Here is a 15,949-nt window from a genome sequence, read left to right on the forward strand (position 1 = left end):
GGTCTCAGCCAGGAAAGTGCCGTTTGGGCTTTCAAACCTGATGCGGCGCCGGCCCGAAAAGAACCGAAACGCGACCACATCCGCCTGCGTGGGGTGGGATAAAACCTATATAGAAAATCGATCCGTCCTTCGCAAGAAGGACTGAAGCATGCGTCTTAGGCATCGCAATGTCTAGAACGGCTTCACGACCACCATGATCACGATCAGGAGCATCAGGAGCGTCGGCACCTCATTGATAATGCGGTAGAATTTCTGGGTTCGCTGATTCCGGTCCGCGGCAAAATCTTTCACGCAGCGGGACAAAAAGCCGTGGATACCCGACATGATGAGCACCAACGTAAATTTGACGTGAAACCAGCCCGATAGGTACCAGTGTCCGGCCCAGACCAGATAAAGCCCGGCAAGCCAGGTCACGATCATCGCGGGATTGATGATCGCCTTCAAAAGCCGCCGTTCCATGACCTTGAAGGTCTCGGACTGCTTCGAGCCGGCCTCGGCCTCGCAATGATAGACGAACAGCCGCGGCAGATAGAGCATCCCCGCCATCCAGGAGATGACCGCAACGATGTGCAGGGCCTTGATCCAGTCATACAACATCGCGGCGATTGCCTTTCGGGGAATAGCTCGGCAGGGAACAACTCGGGCGGGCTCAGCCTTGCGTGCAAAGCTCCGCAAGCGAGGGACGGATACATATCCGCACACACGGCTCTCCTAAACCTAATTAATTTTAGAATCTAAGGTTTGAGTCTTAATGGCAGTGAATTTGACTCATGCAATGCGATCCAGCCGTTCTCGCGGGCTTGTTCACATCCCTCAACATCCCGGCCCGCGGCAGCGGATATCCGGAATCCGCCGCTCCGCTCAATCGGTTGCGCAGTTCTGTGGCCAGCTTATGAAGAGACAAATCCACACCGGTTCACTATCATCGCTGCCATGACGCCGACTTATCCTTTTGCGGGGTGCTGTGAAGAAAGGGATGAGATATTCACGGGGCGGGCGGCGGACCCGGATTCTTCTCCTCGACCTCCACAGGGATTCACAGGATAGACAGGGGCTCTGGTGCCGACGACTTCCAATTATTTCCACCTGCATCTGGTGTCGGACTCGACCGGCGAGACGCTGATCACCGTGGCGCGCGCGGTCGCCGCGCAATACGCCAACGTGACCGCGGTCGAGCATGTCTATCCGTTGGTGCGCAGCCAGAAGCAGCTCGATCGCGTGCTCGACGAGATCGAGGAATCGCCCGGCATCGTGCTGTTCACGCTGCTGGAGAAGGATCTGGTCGGCCGGCTCGAAGCCAAGTGCAAGGAAATCAACGTTCCGAGCCTCTCGATCATCGGGCCGGTGATGCAATTGTTCGAGGCGTATCTGGGTGCCGCGACGACCGGGCGTGTTGGCGCGCAGCATGTGCTGAACGCGGAATATTTCAGCCGGATCGACGCGCTGAACTACACGATGATCCATGACGACGGTCAGCATGTCGAAGGCCTCGAGGAGGCCGACGTCGTCCTGGTCGGTGTGTCCCGCACCTCGAAGACCCCGACCTCGATCTATCTCGCCAACCGCGGCATCCGCACGGCAAACGTACCTCTGGTGCCGGGCATCCCGTTGCCGCACCAGCTCGAGACCCTGAAGAAGCCGTTGGTGGTCAGCCTTCATGCGACGCCGGAGCGCTTGATCCAGGTTCGGCAGAACCGCCTGCTCACAATGGGCGACCGCGACAACGACACCTACATCGACAAGCAGGCGGTGGCCGACGAAGTCGCATTCGCGCGACGTCTGAGCGCGAAGTTCAACTGGGCATTGCTCGACGTGACGCGGCGTTCGATCGAGGAGACGGCGGCTGCGATCATGAAGCTCTACAACGACCGCCAGCGCGCGCGGCCGTCGGAATGATCGCCGTATCATGAGCATCTGGCGCGGCCCCCAAAAGCTGATCCTTGCGTCGCAAAGCCGTGCGCGCAGGATGCTGCTCGAAAACGCCGGTCTCGATTTCGAGGCACTGCCGGCCGATATCGACGAACGCGCGGTGCAGAAGAATTCTGGCCTTTCGGCGCCGGAAGAGATCGCGTCGCTCTTGGCGCGCGAAAAGGCGCTGTTCGTCTCGAGGCAAAAGCCCGGTCAATACGTCGTTGGTGCCGACCAGACGCTGGCGTTGGGCGAGCGGATGTTCAGCAAGCCTGCCGGCCGCGCGCAGGCTGCCGAACAGCTCGGCCTGCTCGCCGGACAGACCCACGCGCTGCACTCGGCCGTCTCGGTCGCACGCGACGGCCAAGCCCTGTTCAACGATGTGAGCGTCGCCCGGATGACGATGCGGCAGCTCGCTGCCGGCGAGATCGAGGCCTATCTCGACCAAGCCGGGGAGGCGGTGACGACCAGCGTTGGCGCCTACCAGCTCGAAGGCCTCGGCGGGCATCTGTTCGAGCGGATCGAAGGCGACCATTTCACCATCCTCGGCCTGCCGCTATTGTCGCTGCTCGCCTTCCTGCGCCGCGAGGGGCTGCTCGCGGTGTGAAGATGCCGAGGCGTGGCGACGGAGAGATGCTGAACCGATGTTGATGCAATGTTGATTCTCGGACTGACCGGCTCGATCGGGATGGGGAAATCCACCACGGCCAAACTGTTCATGGAGGCCGGTGTGCCGGTGTACGACGCCGATGCGGCCGTGCATCAGCTCTACGAAGGCGAGGCAGCACCGGCGATCGAGGCTGCGTTTCCCGGCACCACCGCCAATGGCAAGGTCGACCGCACAAAGCTCTCTGCGCGCGTGGTGCAGGACCCGGTGGCGATCAAGCAGCTCGAGCAGATCGTGCATCCGATGCTCGGCGCATCGCGCCAGAAATTCTTCGCCGACGCAGAGGCCGCCGGCGCGCCCATCGTCGTGCTCGACATACCGCTGCTGTTCGAGACCGGCGGCGAGAAGCGCGTCGATGCGGTCGTCGTCGTCACCACCTCTCCGGAACTACAGCGCGAGCGCGTGCTGGCGCGCGGCACCATGGATGCCGCCAAGCTGGATGCCATCATCGCCAAGCAGATGCCGGACGCCGAGAAGCGCAAGCGCGCCGATTTCATCGTGGATACCTCGCACGGACTTGATCCGGTGCGGGCGCGCATCCGCGACATCCTGGCCGAGGTTGCTAAGATGCCGCAGCGGCGGGCCTGATTCGCCCGCGTTCCGGATCATCTCACGTCATGCGCGAAATCGTTCTCGATACCGAAACCACTGGCCTCGATCCGCTGCGCGGCGACCGGCTGGTCGAAATCGGCTGTGTCGAGATATTCAACCGCATGCCGACCGGACAGAGCTACCACGTCTACATCAATCCCGAACGCGACATGCCGGTGGAAGCGTTCAACGTGCATGGGCTGTCGACCGAGTTCCTGGCTTCCAAGCCGCTGTTCACCGAAGTGGTCGACGAGTTCCTGGCCTTCATCGGCGATACGCCGCTAGTGATCCACAACGCGTCCTTCGACATCAGCTTCATCAACGCCGAGCTCGACCGCATCAAGCGGAAGGCGATCCCGAAGGATCGGCTGGTCGATACGCTGCTGCTGGCGAGGCGCAAGCACCCCGGCGTGTCGAACCGGCTCGACGATCTCTGCTCGCGCTATCAGATCGACAATTCCCGCCGCACCAAGCACGGCGCCTTGCTCGACGCCGAGCTGCTGGCCGAGGTCTATATCGACCTGATCGGGGCGCGGCAGTCGCAACTCATCCTGGCGTCGGAAACATCGGATGCGCGGGCGGGCGGCCACGGCGATTCGCCGCGGCGGCAGCGCGAGACCCCGCTGGTGGCGCGGGTCAACGAGGCGGACCGGGAAGCCCACCGGGCCTTCATCGCCACGCTCGGTGACAAGCCGATCTGGAACGATTACCTGCCGCCGCCAGCGCCTGCTGAAGCGCCGGCGGCCTGATCAATATTCCTGTTATCCGTCATCCTGAGGAGCCGCGAAGCGGCGTCTCGAAGGATGAACGGCCCGGCCGGTGGCCGTCGATCCTTCGAGACGCCTCTTCGCAGGCTCGTCAGGATGACGGCTACAGGTACGGGTGATTGCGTAGGGCTGGACGCCGCTTTCTCGAAGTTGAAATCAGCTCGGCTTGGCGCCGGATGCGGCCTGGGTGGCTGCCTGGCGTTCCATGTTCTGACGGTAGAGACCGACGAAGTCGACGGGGTCGAGCAGCAGAGGCGGGAAGCCGCCGTCGCGCACCGAGGTGGCGACGATCTCGCGGGCGAACGGGAACAGCAGCCGCGGGCACTCGATCATGACCAGCGGGTGCAGGTTCTCCTTCGGCACATTCACGATCCGGAACACGCCGGCATAGGCGAGATCGAAGCTGAACATCACCTTGCCGCCGGTCTCGGCCTTGCCCTCGATCGAGAGAACCACCTCGTACTCGTTCTCCGACAGGTTGTTGGCGCCGACATTGATCTGGATGTTGATCGCCGGCTGCTGTTGCTGCTGGCCGAGCGAGGCCGGTGCGTTCGGGTTCTCGAACGACAGGTCCTTGGTGTACTGCGCCAGCACGTTGAGCTGGGGAGCGGGCTGTTCGACGGGGGCGCCGTTGCCATTGGTCATGAAATGTCTCCTGGAGCAGCGCTCGATGGACAGGATGTCCGACGGCACGCGTTAAGGTTTGGAAATGCCGAGCCGGGCGAGTGGCTATCATAGGCCCGGCTCGGTCCACAAGGACGACGAGCGCGCGCGCCCTCGGGCCTTGCTGCCAAATCTGCGACGAAGAGCGCGCGAGCGCAACTCTGCCCAATCTCTTAACAGCTTCCTAAATTATTGAAGATGCGCGATTTCCGGGCAGGAACGGGTTTCCCCCCGGGGTTAAAACGCGCTACACTTGCCCGTGCCAAAAAGCGCCATTGGCCGGGCATAGTTTCGTGCCTACATGCTGCGGACTTAATCGGTGATGTAATCTCTGCCGTTCCCGACCGGGAACGCTTTGATGCCCGGCCCGTTGCCGGCAGAGACCAGAAAGCGAATTCGACGTGGATATCTACACCATCATCTTCCTGGCGCTGGCTGTGTTTATCTTCCTGCGCCTGCGCAGCGTTCTCGGACAGCGCACGGGAAGCGAGCGGCCGCCGTATGATCGTGCAGCACCCAACGTCCTGCAGCGCGGCCAGGATAACAACGTCGTGCCGATCCCGGGATCGGTGATCGATCAGCCGGCTCCGGCCGCGCCTGCCGAGCCCGTCGAGCCGACCGAACGCTGGAAGGGTATCGCCGAGCCCGGCACCCCGCTGGCGCAGGGTCTCGACGCGGTCGCCGCCCAGGATTCCTCGTTCGATCCGCGGCATTTCCTCTCGGGCGCCCGCTCGGCCTATGAAATGATCGTGCTGGCCTTCGCCAATGGCGACCGCCGCGCGCTGCGCGACCTGCTGTCCACCGAGGTCTATGAAAGCTTCGAGGCCGCGATCAAGGATCGCGAGAAGCACGAGCAGAAAACCGAGACGCGGTTCGTCTCGATCGACAAAGCCGAGATCGTCAGCGCGGAGACGCGCGACCGCTCGACCCAGCTGACCGTCCGTTTCGTGTCGCAGATGATCTCGGTCACCCGCGACAAGGCGGGAACCATCGTCGACGGCAGTCCGGACAAGGTCGCCGACATCACCGACATCTGGACATTCGCCCGCGACTCGACTTCCCGCGATCCGAATTGGAAGCTGGTTGGCACTGGAAGCGCTCACTAGACATCTCAGCTACGGGCGCCTCGCGATCGCGTGCTGCGCGCTCGCGGTTGTGTGCTCCACCGCGGCGATTGCCGCGCGCTACAGGTCGAGCCGGCACCCGCCGCCTCGGCACGAGCGTACCCACCCGATCCCGTACCCTAATCTGGAATTGCCGCTGCAGGTCAGCGGCAGTCAGTATGAGCCGCTCGCCTGGGCCAATGTCGCCGGCTGGGGCGACGACGATCATCTCGCCGCCTACAAAGCGTTTCGCACCAGCTGCAAGCCGATCGCCGCCCAGCAGGGTGCGCCCGCGGAGTCGAAAGCGCTCGGCAGCTCGCTGCGCGATCCCTGCCGGATCGCCAAGGGGCTCGATCTCGGCGACGGCGCCAAAGCAAAGGAATTCTTCGAGCAGAATTTCGTGCCGCTGCGCATTTCGCGGCTCGGCGAGGATGCCGGCTTCGTCACCGGCTATTACGAGCCGGTGCTCGATGGCTCGAAGACCCAGACCGACGTCTACAATGTTCCGGTCTATCGCCGGCCGTCCAACCTGTTCGTGCGCGGCAAGACGCAGGCGTCGGTCGGCCTGCCCAACAGCGGTCCGGTGTATCGCAAGATCGGCCGGCGCAAGCTCGTGCCCTATTACGACCGCGCCCAGATCGAGGACGGCGCGATCGCCGGCCGCGGGCTCGAGATCTGCTGGCTGAAGAGCCAGACCGATCTGCTGTTCGCGCAAATCCAGGGCTCGGCGCGGATCAAGCTCGACGACGGCACCACGCTGCGCATCAATTACGATGCGCATAATGGCTATCCCTATACGGCGGTCGGGCGCGTCCTGATCGACCGCGGCATCATCCCGAGGGATCAGATGTCGATGCAGAAGATCAGGGAATGGATGGAGCAGAACCCTGAGGGCGCCAACGAGGTGCGGCGGCAGAACCGCGCCTACGTGTTCTTCCGCGAGGTGCCGCTGTCGGACAAGGACGAAGCGGTCGGCGCACAGGGCGTGCCGCTGACGCCCGGCCGCTCGATCGCGGTCGACAAGGCGCTGCATGTCTACGGCACGCCGTTCTTCATCGCCGGCCAGCTGCCGATCGAATCCGAGCAGTCGAAGACGCCGTTCCATCGGCTGATGATCGCGCAAGACACCGGATCGGCGATCGTCGGCCCGGCGCGCGCCGATCTCTATTTCGGCGCCGGCGCCGACGCCGGAAAGGTCTCGGGCCGGCTGCGGCACAATATGCAGTTCGTGATGCTGGTCCCGAAGGGGCTCGATCCCGTGGCACGCGGCCACAAGCTGCCGATCCCTGACGAGCGGCCGTCCGCCAAGATCGCAAAACTGTTTCCGCAGACCGATCCGGCAAAGGACAAGGCGGCGGCGAAGCCTGCTGATGTGCCGACGGCGACGGTCGCCAAGGCCGGGAGCAAGGACGCTGCCAAGAATGCTGCCAGGAGCCCGGCCGCGAAGGATGCGGCGCCCGCCGCTGCTCCGGCGACAACCCCTGTCGCGCAGGCCGCACCTGTGGCAGAACCGGTGCCGTTGCCGGTCGCCCGGCCCGACATTCCGCAACCGGAGAAGCGGCGCTTCCGGCGCTATCGCCATCACCGCGAGCAATGAAACGACCTGCGCCGATCCCCGACCTGTCCGCTCCGTCGCGGCGCAAGCGCGCGCTGAGCGAGGAGGAGCGTGCGCTGTGGGAGAGCGTGGCGAAACAGGTCAAGCCGCTGCGCAAGAAGCCGGCTGCACCGAAAGCCCATGCCGTCGCGGCCGATCCGGCCACCCATCACGCCGCGGCCAAACCGATTCCAGTCAAGCCGGTGACATCGATCAAGGCCGCACCGGCGCCGCGTCCGCACGTGCCGCCGCTGGCACCGATCGGCCGCCGCGACCGGGCAAAGCTGTCGCGCGGCCGGCAGGAGATCGATGCCCGGCTCGATCTGCACGGCATGACCCAGATGCGCGCGCATCGCGTGCTGTTCGCCTTCCTGCAGCGCGCGCACTCTGACGGGCTCACCTTCGTGCTCGTCATCACCGGCAAGGGCAAGGTCGGTGGGCTGGAGTCCGAGCGCGGCGTGCTGCGCCGACAGGTGCCGGAATGGCTCAGCCTGCCCGAATTCCGCTCGCTGGTCGTCGGCTTCGAGGAAGCGCATATCGGCCATGGCGGCGAGGGCGCGCTCTATGTGCGCGTGCGGCGCGCGCGCTGAGCTAGATCCGGAAATGAGCATGATCCGGAAAAGTGTGAAGCGGTTTTCCGAAAGAGATCATGCTCAATAAAACTAAAAGGGACGCACGATCCCGACGCGCGGGATCATCGTGACGATCCAGCCGAGAACCGTTGTCTTGCGGTCGTCCGCGGGGATCACAGGCACAGTCTTCGACGCCGGCAGCGCCTTCACCGCGTGCAGCATCAGGAACATGCAGACCGCCCAGTTCGAGATCCAACGCGAATAATCGAACACGGTGACGAACATCACGACATAGCCGGCGCTGATCATGACGAGCGCGGCAAGCACGATCCGCCGATGCAGCTCGCTTGCGAGCGCTTCGATCAACCGCGCGAAATAGCGCCACAGCGGCGTATGCAGCCAGATCAGCAGTGCGAACACCGGGACGCCGAGGATGTTCGAGGGCATCCGCGCCCAGGTGTCGGCGAACTCCTTCGACAGCGGCTGGTACCAGATGTAGCCGAACTGAAGCAGATCGGTGCGGGACGGATCGGCCATCCGGCTTTGCAGGTGACGGATGAATTCGTCGTAGGGCACGTCGACCGTGCCTTCGAACTGCGCGACCAGGAACAGGATGCCGACCGCGGCGAGCGCCGCAAGTCCAACGGCGATGTTTCGTGGCGTCGCACCCTGCACGAGGTAAAAGCGCAGCACCACGATCGCCACGATGGCCGGCACATACATCAGGACGAAGATGTGGTGGATCAGGATCAGTACGACGGAGAAGGCCGCGGCGATCAGCACATAGACAAGCGAGCGCGCCGGGATCAGCAGCAGCACGATTGCCAACGCGCAGCCATAGATGTCGAAATGGCCGAGCGTGTGCATGAAGTTCTTCAGGAAGAACGGCGATCCCGCGATGAAGACGAACAGCGGCCAATGCGCGTCGTCGAAGCCGAATGTCCGCTGGAACAGTTTGACGAACAGCCCGAGCGTCAGCAGCCAGATCGCGCCGGCCAGCGCGAACACCAGCCATACCGGCACCTTGTCGGTGAACAGCGACACGATCGCGCCGACCAGCGCACGCTTGGTGAAGCCGTAGTGATAGTCGACCAAGAGGTGGATATAGGGGACGAACGGCGGCAGCGCGATCTTGTGCAGGAACACCCCGACCAGCACCGCCGCGTTGACGGCCAGCATCAGGCGCCAGGGGTTTTGCCACCATCCTTGCTTCAAACTCATCGTCGTCCCGGCCAAGCCACCGGGCCGGCGTGAAACGCCGCCCGATGATAAACTCCACGCGAGCCGGGACCCATAACCACAGGCCGGCGTTTGACCAAGACTGGTGCTGCAGCTTTCTTCAACAATGGGTGCCGGTGGTTATGGGTCCCTGCTTTCGCAGGGACGACAATCTTAGCTGCAACGCCTACAAAATAAACCGGCTGAGATCGGCGTTCTTGGCGAGGTCGCCGACATGCTTGGTCACATAGTCGGCGTCGACCTGGATGGTCTCGCCGTGGCGGTCGGGGGCGGTGAAGGAGATCTCGTCCAGCACCCGCTCCATCACGGTCTGCAACCGCCGCGCGCCGATATTCTCGACCGTGGAATTGACCGCAACGGCAACGTCCGCCAGTGCGTCGATCGCGCCGTCGGTGATGTCGAGCGTCACGCCCTCGGTCTTCAGCAGCGCGACATATTGCTTGATCAGCGACGCCTCCGGCTCGGTCAGGATCCGGCGCATGTCGTCGCGGGTCAGCGCCTGCAGCTCGACGCGGATCGGCAGGCGGCCCTGCAACTCCGGCAGCAGGTCCGACGGCTTCGCGATATGGAAGGCGCCCGAGGCGATGAACAGGATATGGTCGGTCTTGACCGTGCCATGCTTGGTCGAGACCGTGGTGCCCTCGATCAGCGGCAGCAGGTCGCGCTGCACGCCCTCGCGGGAGACGTCGCCGCCGGCGCGGTTCTCGCGCACGCAGATCTTGTCGATCTCGTCGAGGAACACGATGCCGTTGTTCTCGACCGCGCTGATCGCCTCCTGCACCAGCTGGTCGGTGTCGAGCAGCTTGTCGGATTCCTCGTTGACGAGGATCTCGTGCGAGCCCTCCACGGTCAGGCGGCGGGTCTTGCTGCGTCCGCCCATCTTGCCGAAGATGTCGCCGAGCGAGATCGCGCCCATCTGGGCGCCGGGCATGCCGGGGATCTCGAACATCGGCATGCCGCTGCTGCCTGACTGCGTCTCGATCTCGATTTCCTTGTCGTTGAGCTCGCCGGCGCGCAGCTTCTTGCGGAATGACTCGCGCGTCGCCGGGCTCGATCCGGGGCCGACCAGCGCATCCAGCACGCGCTCCTCGGCGGCAAGCTGGGCGCGGGCCTGGACGTCCTTGCGCTTGCGCTCGCGGGTCTGCGCGATCGCGACCTCGACAAGGTCGCGGACGATCTGCTCGACGTCGCGGCCGACATAGCCGACCTCGGTGAACTTGGTGGCCTCGACCTTCAGGAACGGGGCGCCCGCGAGCTTGGCGAGCCGCCGCGCGATCTCGGTCTTGCCGACGCCGGTCGGTCCGATCATCAGGATGTTTTTGGGCAGAACCTCCTCGCGCAGGGAACCGGCCAGCTGCAGCCGCCGCCAGCGGTTGCGCAGCGCGATCGACACCGCGCGCTTGGCGTCGGTCTGGCCGACGATGAAGCGATCAAGTTCAGAAACGATTTCACGGGGGGAGAAGTGAGTCATTGGCTTTAGCTAGGTTGAAATGGCGGTCTCGGCAAGCGGCAGTCTACAGAAGGGGCGGCCCGGCCTGCCACTGCCTGATCGCCTCGAACGGGTGGATCAGCATGATGATGTTCAGGGTCAGATTGTCGCGAATGTGGAGCAGCAACACGATTTCGAACACAACGCCGAGCGCGACCGTTGCGGCGATCGGCAGCTTGCGCGCCAGCAGGAAGCCGAGAACCATCGCGAGCGTGTCCGACACCGAGTTGACGATGGTGTCGCCGTAATAGTCGAGCGAGATCGTGCCGGCGCGGTAGCGCTCGATGATCCAGTTGGAGTTTTCGACGAGCTCCCAGCTGCCCTCGATCAGCATCGCGACAATCAGCCGCCCCGGCCAGGTGAGCCGCGGCAGCACGAGGAACGTCAGGCCATAGAACAGCAGGCCATGCACCACATGCGACAGCGTGTACCAGTCGGCGATATGCTGCGAGTTCTCCGAGCTCTGAACCGTGCCGTGCCAGAGCTTGACATAGCCGCAGGCGCAGATCGGCAGGCGGCCCATCGCATAGAGCAGTGCCGCCTGCAGTGCGAGCAGCGCGGTGGCGATCGCAAGCCATTGCCACGCTGGCACGCCAGTGTCGGGTTTTGGCGCGACGGTCATGCGTCGCGGACCATCAATAGCGCCGGCCCGTCCGGCGTCTCGACTATTCCGGCCTCCTGAAAACCCGCCTTCGCGTAGGCGCGGATGGCACGCACATTGGCCGGATCGGGATCGGTGACGATGCGTGGCGCGCCTTGCGCCAGCCGTTCCCCGGCAAAGGCGCGGATCAGCGCCGAGCCGTGGCCGCGCGCCACCATGTCCGGTTCGCCGATGAAGAGATCGATGCCGCGGGTGCCCACAGGCTGCGCTCCGAAGCCGGAATTCCACGCCGTCAGGTCGTAGCACTGGATGTAGCCGAAATCGCTGCCATCGGCGGCGACGATGAACTGGTCCATGGCCGGCTCGTCGAGGTCGCCGCTGACGAGCGCGTATTGCTCGGCCGGATCGCCCCACCACTCCCTGACATGCGGAAGCGCCAGCCAGCGCTTGAGCTGCGGCAGGTCGGCCATCGTCATCGGGCGGAAACGATGGGGGCCGGCCATGCTCAGCCGCCGATCGTCTCGATCGTCACATTCCGGTTGGTGTAGACGCAGATATCGGCGGCAATATCCAGCGCGCGACGGACGATGGTCTCGGCATCCTTGTCGGTGTCGACCAGCGCCCGGGCCGCGGCGAGGGCATAATTGCCGCCGGAACCGATCGCCATCACGCCGGATTCGGGCTCCAGCACGTCGCCGGTGCCGGTCAGCACCAGGGAGACGTCCTTGTCGGCCACGATCATCATGGCTTCCAGCCGGCGCAGATAGCGGTCGGTGCGCCAGTCCTTGGCGAGCTCGACGGCGGCCCGGGTCAGCTGCCCCGGATACTGCTCCAGCTTGCTTTCCAGCCGCTCGAACAGGGTGAAGGCGTCGGCGGTGGCGCCGGCGAAGCCGCCGATCACGTCACCCTTGCCGATCCGGCGGACCTTCTTGGCGTTGGCCTTGATCACGGTCTGGCCGATCGAGACCTGCCCGTCGCCGCCGATCACCACCTTGCCGCCCTTGCGGACGGTGCAGATCGTGGTGCCATGCCAGACCGGCAGCTCATTTTGGGATGCTTGCATAGGTTACCTCTCTTCCGGGCAGATTTAGGCGGTCGGGCAGGGGGTTACAATCGGGCGAAATCAGAGCGTTTTCGAGCGAAGTGGGCACCGGTTCGCGTGAAGAAAACGCGTCAGAATTAAATCGACAACGATTTCCGGTCACCATGGCCCGAAGTTGGGGCGTTTCGGGGTCATCCCGCAGTAGCGAAGGTGACATCAGCCTGTTAAAAGACCGGCGTTTTCGGCACGGGAAAGCTTAATCTTCATGCGCACCGCAACCATCAAGCGCAAGACCAAGGAGACCGACATCGAGGTGACGGTCAACCTCGACGGGGCAGGCGTATCCACGGTTTCGACCGGGATCGGCTTCTTCGACCATATGCTCGACCTCCTGGCCCGGCATTCGCGCATCGACATCACGGTGAAGGCGGATGGCGATCTCCATGTCGATTACCACCACACCACCGAGGACGTCGGGATCGCGCTCGGCCAGGCCGTCAAGCAGGCGCTGGGCAACATGGCCGGCATCACCCGTTACGCCTCGATCCACATGCCGATGGACGAGACGCTGTCGCGCGTCGTGATCGACATTTCCGGCCGCCCGGTGCTGGTGTTCAAGGTCGAGTTCCCGCGCGACAAGATCGGCGAGTTCGACACCGAGCTGGTGCGCGAATGGTTCAACGCCTTCGCGATGAACGCCGGCGTGACTCTCCACGTCGAGACCCTATATGGCGAGAACAGCCATCATATCTCCGAATCCTGTTTCAAGGGTTTGGCGAGGGCGCTCCGGACGGCGGTTGCGATCGATCCGCGTGCCCAGGGCGAAGTGCCCTCGACAAAGGGTCAGCTCGGCGGCTGATCCCGGGAGCTTGATCCGGAAAACGGCGGCACCGGCTTTCCGGAGATCATCCTCCAAATTGCAGTCCATCCTCGGCGGAGCGTTCGATGCCGGTCTATACAGTGCATGCCCCCGTGGCCAACGGCGCCGATCTCGCGGCGACCGACAAGTTCGTCTTCGTGCGCGACGGCTTCCATTTCTGGGCCGCGGTCGCGGGCGTGATCTGGCTGGCCTGGAACAGGCTCTGGCTGGCGCTGATCGGCTGGCTCGTCCTCACCTTCGCGATTGACTACGCGCTGACCAGGCTCGGGATCGGCCGCGGCGCGGTCCTCCTCGTCGACTTGGTGTTGATGGTGCTGATCGGGCTGGAGGCGGCGACCCTGCAACGCTGGACGCTGTCGCGGCGCAAATGGCGCCAGCTCGACATCGTGGTCGCCGACAATGCGGATGCCGCCGAACGCCGCTTCTTCGAGCGCTGGACCGCGCGGCATCGCGGCGGCTTCAACGACCAGCGGTCGGTCGATCGCGGCGGACCGCCCCCGACCCGGGACGTTCCCGGTCAATCATTCTCAAAACCCCCGCCGATGCCGCAGGGCGGCATCATCGGATTGTTTCCAGAGCCAGGAGGATCGCGATGACGGTTGCAATCATCGATTACGGCTCCGGCAATCTGCATTCGGCGGCAAAGGCCTTTGAGCGCGCCGCGCGCAGCATGGAGGATCCGCAAGCCATCAAGGTGACGCGCGATCCCGACGCGGTGTATCGCGCCGATCGGATCGTGCTGCCCGGTGTCGGTGCGTTCGCCGATTGCCGCCGCGGCGTCGATGCGGTTGACGGCATGCTGGAAGCGCTCACCGAGGCGGTGCGGGTCAAGGCGCGGCCGTTCTTCGGCATCTGCGTCGGCATGCAGCTGATGGCGACGCGCGGCAAGGAGCACGTGATCACCGAGGGTTTTGACTGGATCGGCGGCGACGTCGTGAAGATCGAGCCGCGCGACGAGAGCCTGAAGGTCCCGCACATGGGCTGGAATACGCTCGACATGGTGCGCGAGCACCCGGTGCTGGAGCGGCTGCCGCTCGGGCCGAAGGGGCGTCACGCCTATTTCGTGCACTCCTACCACCTCAACGCCGCCGACGAGGCGGACGTGCTGGCGCGCGCCGACTATGGCGGGCCGGTGACCGCGATCGTCGGCAAGGACACCGCGATTGGCACCCAGTTTCACCCCGAGAAGAGCCAGCGCTTCGGCCTCGCTTTGATCTCCAATTTCTTGAAGTGGAAGCCGTGATTCTCTTTCCAGCGGTTGATCTGAAGAACGGTCAGTGCGTGCGCCTGGAGCAGGGCGACATGGCGCGCGCCACCGTGTTCAATCTCGATCCGGCGGCGCAGGCGAAGAGCTTCGCCGCGCAGGGCTTCGAATATCTCCATGTCGTCGATCTCGACGGCGCCTTCGCCGGCAAGCCGATGAATGCGCATGCGGTGGAGGCGATGCTGAAGGCCGTCACCATGCCGGTGCAGCTCGGCGGCGGTATCCGCGATCTCAAGACCATCGAGGCCTGGCTCGACAAGGGCATCACGCGCGTCATCATTGGCACCGCTGCGGTGCGCGATCCCGAGCTCGTGAAGGGCGCGGCGAAGCAATTCCCCGGCCGCGTCGCGGTGGGCCTGGATGCGCGCGACGGCAACGTCGCGGTCGAGGGCTGGGCCGAGACCTCGCATGTCACTGCGCTCGAGATCGCGCAGCGCTTCGAGGATGCCGGCGTCGCCGCGATCATCTTCACTGACATCGCCCGCGACGGCCTGCTCAAGGGCCTCAATCTCGATGCGACGATTGCGCTCGCCGACCGCATCTCGATTCCGGTGATCGCGTCCGGCGGCTTTGCCTCGATCGACGACGTCAAGGCGCTGCTCGAGCCGCGCGCGAAGAAGCTTGCGGGTGCCATCGTCGGCCGCGCGCTCTATGACGGCCGGCTCGATCCCGCCGCGGCGCTCAAGCTGATCCGCAGCGCGGCCTAGGAGGCAGAGACATGTTCAAGGTTCGCGTGATCCCCTGTCTCGACGTCAAGGACGGGCGCGTGGTCAAGGGCGTCAACTTCGTCGATCTGCGCGACGCCGGCGATCCGGTCGAGGCCGCGATCGCCTATGACGCCGCCGGCGCCGACGAGCTCACCTTCCTCGACATCACCGCCACCCATGAAAACCGTGGCATCATGCTGGACGTGGTGCGGCGGACGGCGGAGGCCTGCTTCATGCCGTTGACCGTGGGCGGCGGTGTCCGCACCGTCGACGACATCAAGACCCTGCTGCGCTCCGGCGCCGACAAGGTCTCGATCAATTCGGCGGCGGTCAGCCGGCGCGAGTTCGTGAAGGAAGCCGCCGAGAAGTACGGCGAGCAATGCATCGTGGTCGCGATCGACGCCAAGCGGGTCAAACGCGCCGGCGGCTCGGACCGCTGGGAGATCTTCACCCATGGTGGACGGAATGCCACCGGGATCGATGCGATCGAATATGCCCAGGAGGTCGTAGCCCTCGGCGCCGGCGAGATCCTGCTGACCTCGATGGACCGGGACGGCACGCGGCAGGGCTTTGACCTGCCGCTGACCCGGGCGATCGCGGACAGTGTCCCCGTACCGGTCATCGCGTCCGGCGGCGTCGGCAATCTCGATCACCTGGTCGATGGCGTCCGCGAGGGTCATGCCACCGGCGTGCTGGCCGCGTCGATCTTCCACTTCGGGGAATTCACCATCCGCCAGGCCAAGGATCACATGGTGCGCGCCGGCTTGCCGATGCGGCTTGATCCGTAGCGCGTGGCTCGGAAACACAGTGATCCGGGACTCCTTGTCACAAAAATGCTAAGTCCCAATTTAGGGATGGCACC

The 15,949-nt window shown here is 64.4% G+C and carries 19 protein-coding genes; 12 read left to right on the forward strand and 7 right to left on the reverse strand.

Features of this window, described 5'->3' with window-relative positions; translation table 11 throughout:
- Positions 1 to 171: 171 nt before the first annotated feature.
- The gene (gene hemJ, locus FBZ93_RS11995; RefSeq protein ID WP_146986582.1) at positions 172 to 594 is read right to left on the reverse strand and encodes a protoporphyrinogen oxidase HemJ; all 423 of its coding nucleotides are present in this window, start codon (positions 592 to 594) and stop codon (positions 172 to 174) included.
- Between the two features lie 465 nt (positions 595 to 1,059).
- On the opposite strand from hemJ, the gene FBZ93_RS12000 reads away from it, so the two are divergent.
- The 4 genes from FBZ93_RS12000 to dnaQ are packed head-to-tail and all read left to right on the forward strand — an operon-like array spanning position 1,060 to position 3,915.
- Positions 1,060 to 1,896, forward strand: a complete 837-nt coding sequence (locus FBZ93_RS12000) for a pyruvate, water dikinase regulatory protein (protein ID WP_146986198.1) — start codon at positions 1,060 to 1,062, stop codon at positions 1,894 to 1,896.
- Between the two features lie 10 nt (positions 1,897 to 1,906).
- On the forward strand, positions 1,907 to 2,515 hold the full coding sequence (locus FBZ93_RS12005; protein ID WP_146986199.1) for a Maf family protein: 609 nt from the start codon (positions 1,907 to 1,909) through the stop codon (positions 2,513 to 2,515).
- Positions 2,516 to 2,563: 48 nt separating this feature from the next.
- Entirely contained in the window at positions 2,564 to 3,163 is a 600-nt protein-coding gene (gene coaE, locus FBZ93_RS12010; RefSeq protein WP_146986200.1) for a dephospho-CoA kinase, read from the forward strand.
- A 29-nt stretch (positions 3,164 to 3,192) separates the two neighbouring features.
- On the forward strand, positions 3,193 to 3,915 hold the full coding sequence (dnaQ, locus tag FBZ93_RS12015) for a DNA polymerase III subunit epsilon (protein WP_146986201.1): 723 nt from the start codon (positions 3,193 to 3,195) through the stop codon (positions 3,913 to 3,915).
- Positions 3,916 to 4,089: 174 nt separating this feature from the next.
- Here the strand turns inward: dnaQ and secB are convergent, their stop codons facing one another.
- Positions 4,090 to 4,578, reverse strand: coding sequence for a protein-export chaperone SecB (gene secB / locus FBZ93_RS12020; protein WP_146986202.1), 489 nt, complete (start codon positions 4,576 to 4,578; stop codon positions 4,090 to 4,092).
- Between the two features lie 419 nt (positions 4,579 to 4,997).
- Here secB and FBZ93_RS12025 point away from each other — a divergent pair, with 419 nt between their 5' ends.
- From FBZ93_RS12025 to FBZ93_RS12035, 3 genes are read left to right on the forward strand one after another with little or no spacing between them, the layout of a single operon-like run.
- Positions 4,998 to 5,702: a Tim44/TimA family putative adaptor protein gene (locus tag FBZ93_RS12025; protein ID WP_146986203.1), complete on the forward strand. Its 705-nt coding sequence runs from the start codon at positions 4,998 to 5,000 to the stop codon at positions 5,700 to 5,702.
- Positions 5,686 to 7,296 (forward strand): murein transglycosylase A, encoded by a 1,611-nt coding sequence (mltA, locus tag FBZ93_RS12030; protein ID WP_433995409.1) that lies wholly within the window; start codon positions 5,686 to 5,688, stop codon positions 7,294 to 7,296. Before FBZ93_RS12025 ends, mltA begins: the two co-directional genes overlap by 17 nt.
- Positions 7,293 to 7,883, forward strand: coding sequence for a Smr/MutS family protein (locus FBZ93_RS12035; RefSeq protein ID WP_146986204.1), 591 nt, complete (start codon positions 7,293 to 7,295; stop codon positions 7,881 to 7,883). The genes mltA and FBZ93_RS12035 overlap by 4 nt, the downstream gene beginning before the upstream one ends.
- Positions 7,884 to 7,955: 72 nt before the next feature.
- Here FBZ93_RS12035 and FBZ93_RS12040 read toward each other — a convergent pair whose 3' ends face one another.
- The 5 genes from FBZ93_RS12040 to hslV all read right to left on the reverse strand — a co-directional run bounded on the left by FBZ93_RS12040 (position 7,956) and on the right by hslV (position 12,257).
- Positions 7,956 to 9,086 carry a hypothetical protein gene (locus FBZ93_RS12040; RefSeq protein WP_146986205.1) on the reverse strand — a complete coding sequence of 377 codons (1,131 nt, stop codon included), beginning with the start codon at positions 9,084 to 9,086 and terminating at the stop codon, positions 7,956 to 7,958.
- Positions 9,087 to 9,270: 184 nt separating this feature from the next.
- A complete protein-coding gene (hslU, locus tag FBZ93_RS12045; RefSeq protein ID WP_146986206.1) occupies positions 9,271 to 10,575 on the reverse strand; it encodes an ATP-dependent protease ATPase subunit HslU in 1,305 nt (434 codons plus the stop codon).
- A gap of 43 nt (positions 10,576 to 10,618) precedes the next feature.
- Positions 10,619 to 11,215, reverse strand: coding sequence for a DUF2585 domain-containing protein (locus tag FBZ93_RS12050; RefSeq protein ID WP_146986207.1), 597 nt, complete (start codon positions 11,213 to 11,215; stop codon positions 10,619 to 10,621).
- The gene (locus FBZ93_RS12055) at positions 11,212 to 11,697 is read right to left on the reverse strand and encodes a GNAT family N-acetyltransferase (RefSeq protein ID WP_146986208.1); all 486 of its coding nucleotides are present in this window, start codon (positions 11,695 to 11,697) and stop codon (positions 11,212 to 11,214) included. Before FBZ93_RS12055 ends, FBZ93_RS12050 begins: the two co-directional genes overlap by 4 nt.
- A 2-nt stretch (positions 11,698 to 11,699) precedes the next feature.
- Positions 11,700 to 12,257: an ATP-dependent protease subunit HslV gene (gene hslV, locus FBZ93_RS12060; RefSeq protein WP_024583062.1), complete on the reverse strand. Its 558-nt coding sequence runs from the start codon at positions 12,255 to 12,257 to the stop codon at positions 11,700 to 11,702.
- A 244-nt stretch (positions 12,258 to 12,501) separates the two neighbouring features.
- Between hslV and hisB the strand changes: the two genes are divergently transcribed.
- From hisB to hisF, 5 genes are all read left to right on the forward strand, one after another.
- On the forward strand, positions 12,502 to 13,095 hold the full coding sequence (hisB, locus tag FBZ93_RS12065) for an imidazoleglycerol-phosphate dehydratase HisB (RefSeq protein WP_021078165.1): 594 nt from the start codon (positions 12,502 to 12,504) through the stop codon (positions 13,093 to 13,095).
- Between the two features lie 86 nt (positions 13,096 to 13,181).
- Complete coding sequence (locus FBZ93_RS12070) at positions 13,182 to 13,712, forward strand: DUF2628 domain-containing protein (RefSeq protein ID WP_146986209.1); 531 nt, start codon at positions 13,182 to 13,184, stop codon at positions 13,710 to 13,712.
- On the forward strand, positions 13,709 to 14,359 hold the full coding sequence (hisH, locus tag FBZ93_RS12075) for an imidazole glycerol phosphate synthase subunit HisH (RefSeq protein WP_146986210.1): 651 nt from the start codon (positions 13,709 to 13,711) through the stop codon (positions 14,357 to 14,359). Before FBZ93_RS12070 ends, hisH begins: the two co-directional genes overlap by 4 nt.
- Positions 14,356 to 15,087 carry a 1-(5-phosphoribosyl)-5-[(5-phosphoribosylamino)methylideneamino]imidazole-4-carboxamide isomerase gene (gene hisA / locus FBZ93_RS12080; protein WP_050425371.1) on the forward strand — a complete coding sequence of 244 codons (732 nt, stop codon included), beginning with the start codon at positions 14,356 to 14,358 and terminating at the stop codon, positions 15,085 to 15,087. The genes hisH and hisA overlap by 4 nt, the downstream gene beginning before the upstream one ends.
- Before the next feature lie 11 nt (positions 15,088 to 15,098).
- Positions 15,099 to 15,875 (forward strand): imidazole glycerol phosphate synthase subunit HisF, encoded by a 777-nt coding sequence (hisF, locus tag FBZ93_RS12085; protein WP_028335794.1) that lies wholly within the window; start codon positions 15,099 to 15,101, stop codon positions 15,873 to 15,875.
- The last annotated feature ends 74 nt before the right edge of the window (positions 15,876 to 15,949 follow it).

This window comes from Bradyrhizobium macuxiense (genome assembly GCF_007993935.1).
Taxonomy (GTDB): domain Bacteria; phylum Pseudomonadota; class Alphaproteobacteria; order Rhizobiales; family Xanthobacteraceae; genus Bradyrhizobium; species Bradyrhizobium macuxiense_A.

Coding starts and splice junctions, on each gene's coding strand:
- coaE (WP_146986200.1), top strand. CDS start 2,564: ATGTTGATTCTCGGACTGACCGGCTCGATCGGGATGGGGAAATCCACC.
- FBZ93_RS12005 (WP_146986199.1), top strand. CDS start 1,907: ATGAGCATCTGGCGCGGCCCCCAAAAGCTGATCCTTGCGTCGCAAAGC.
- FBZ93_RS12055 (WP_146986208.1), bottom strand. CDS start 11,697: ATGGCCGGCCCCCATCGTTTCCGCCCGATGACGATGGCCGACCTGCCG.
- FBZ93_RS12035 (WP_146986204.1), top strand. CDS start 7,293: ATGAAACGACCTGCGCCGATCCCCGACCTGTCCGCTCCGTCGCGGCGC.
- FBZ93_RS12040 (WP_146986205.1), bottom strand. CDS start 9,086: ATGAGTTTGAAGCAAGGATGGTGGCAAAACCCCTGGCGCCTGATGCTG.
- hslU (WP_146986206.1), bottom strand. CDS start 10,575: ATGACTCACTTCTCCCCCCGTGAAATCGTTTCTGAACTTGATCGCTTC.
- hisB (WP_021078165.1), top strand. CDS start 12,502: ATGCGCACCGCAACCATCAAGCGCAAGACCAAGGAGACCGACATCGAG.
- secB (WP_146986202.1), bottom strand. CDS start 4,578: ATGACCAATGGCAACGGCGCCCCCGTCGAACAGCCCGCTCCCCAGCTC.
- hisH (WP_146986210.1), top strand. CDS start 13,709: ATGACGGTTGCAATCATCGATTACGGCTCCGGCAATCTGCATTCGGCG.
- hslV (WP_024583062.1), bottom strand. CDS start 12,257: ATGCAAGCATCCCAAAATGAGCTGCCGGTCTGGCATGGCACCACGATC.
- FBZ93_RS12070 (WP_146986209.1), top strand. CDS start 13,182: ATGCCGGTCTATACAGTGCATGCCCCCGTGGCCAACGGCGCCGATCTC.
- FBZ93_RS12050 (WP_146986207.1), bottom strand. CDS start 11,215: ATGACCGTCGCGCCAAAACCCGACACTGGCGTGCCAGCGTGGCAATGG.
- hisF (WP_028335794.1), top strand. CDS start 15,099: ATGTTCAAGGTTCGCGTGATCCCCTGTCTCGACGTCAAGGACGGGCGC.
- dnaQ (WP_146986201.1), top strand. CDS start 3,193: ATGCGCGAAATCGTTCTCGATACCGAAACCACTGGCCTCGATCCGCTG.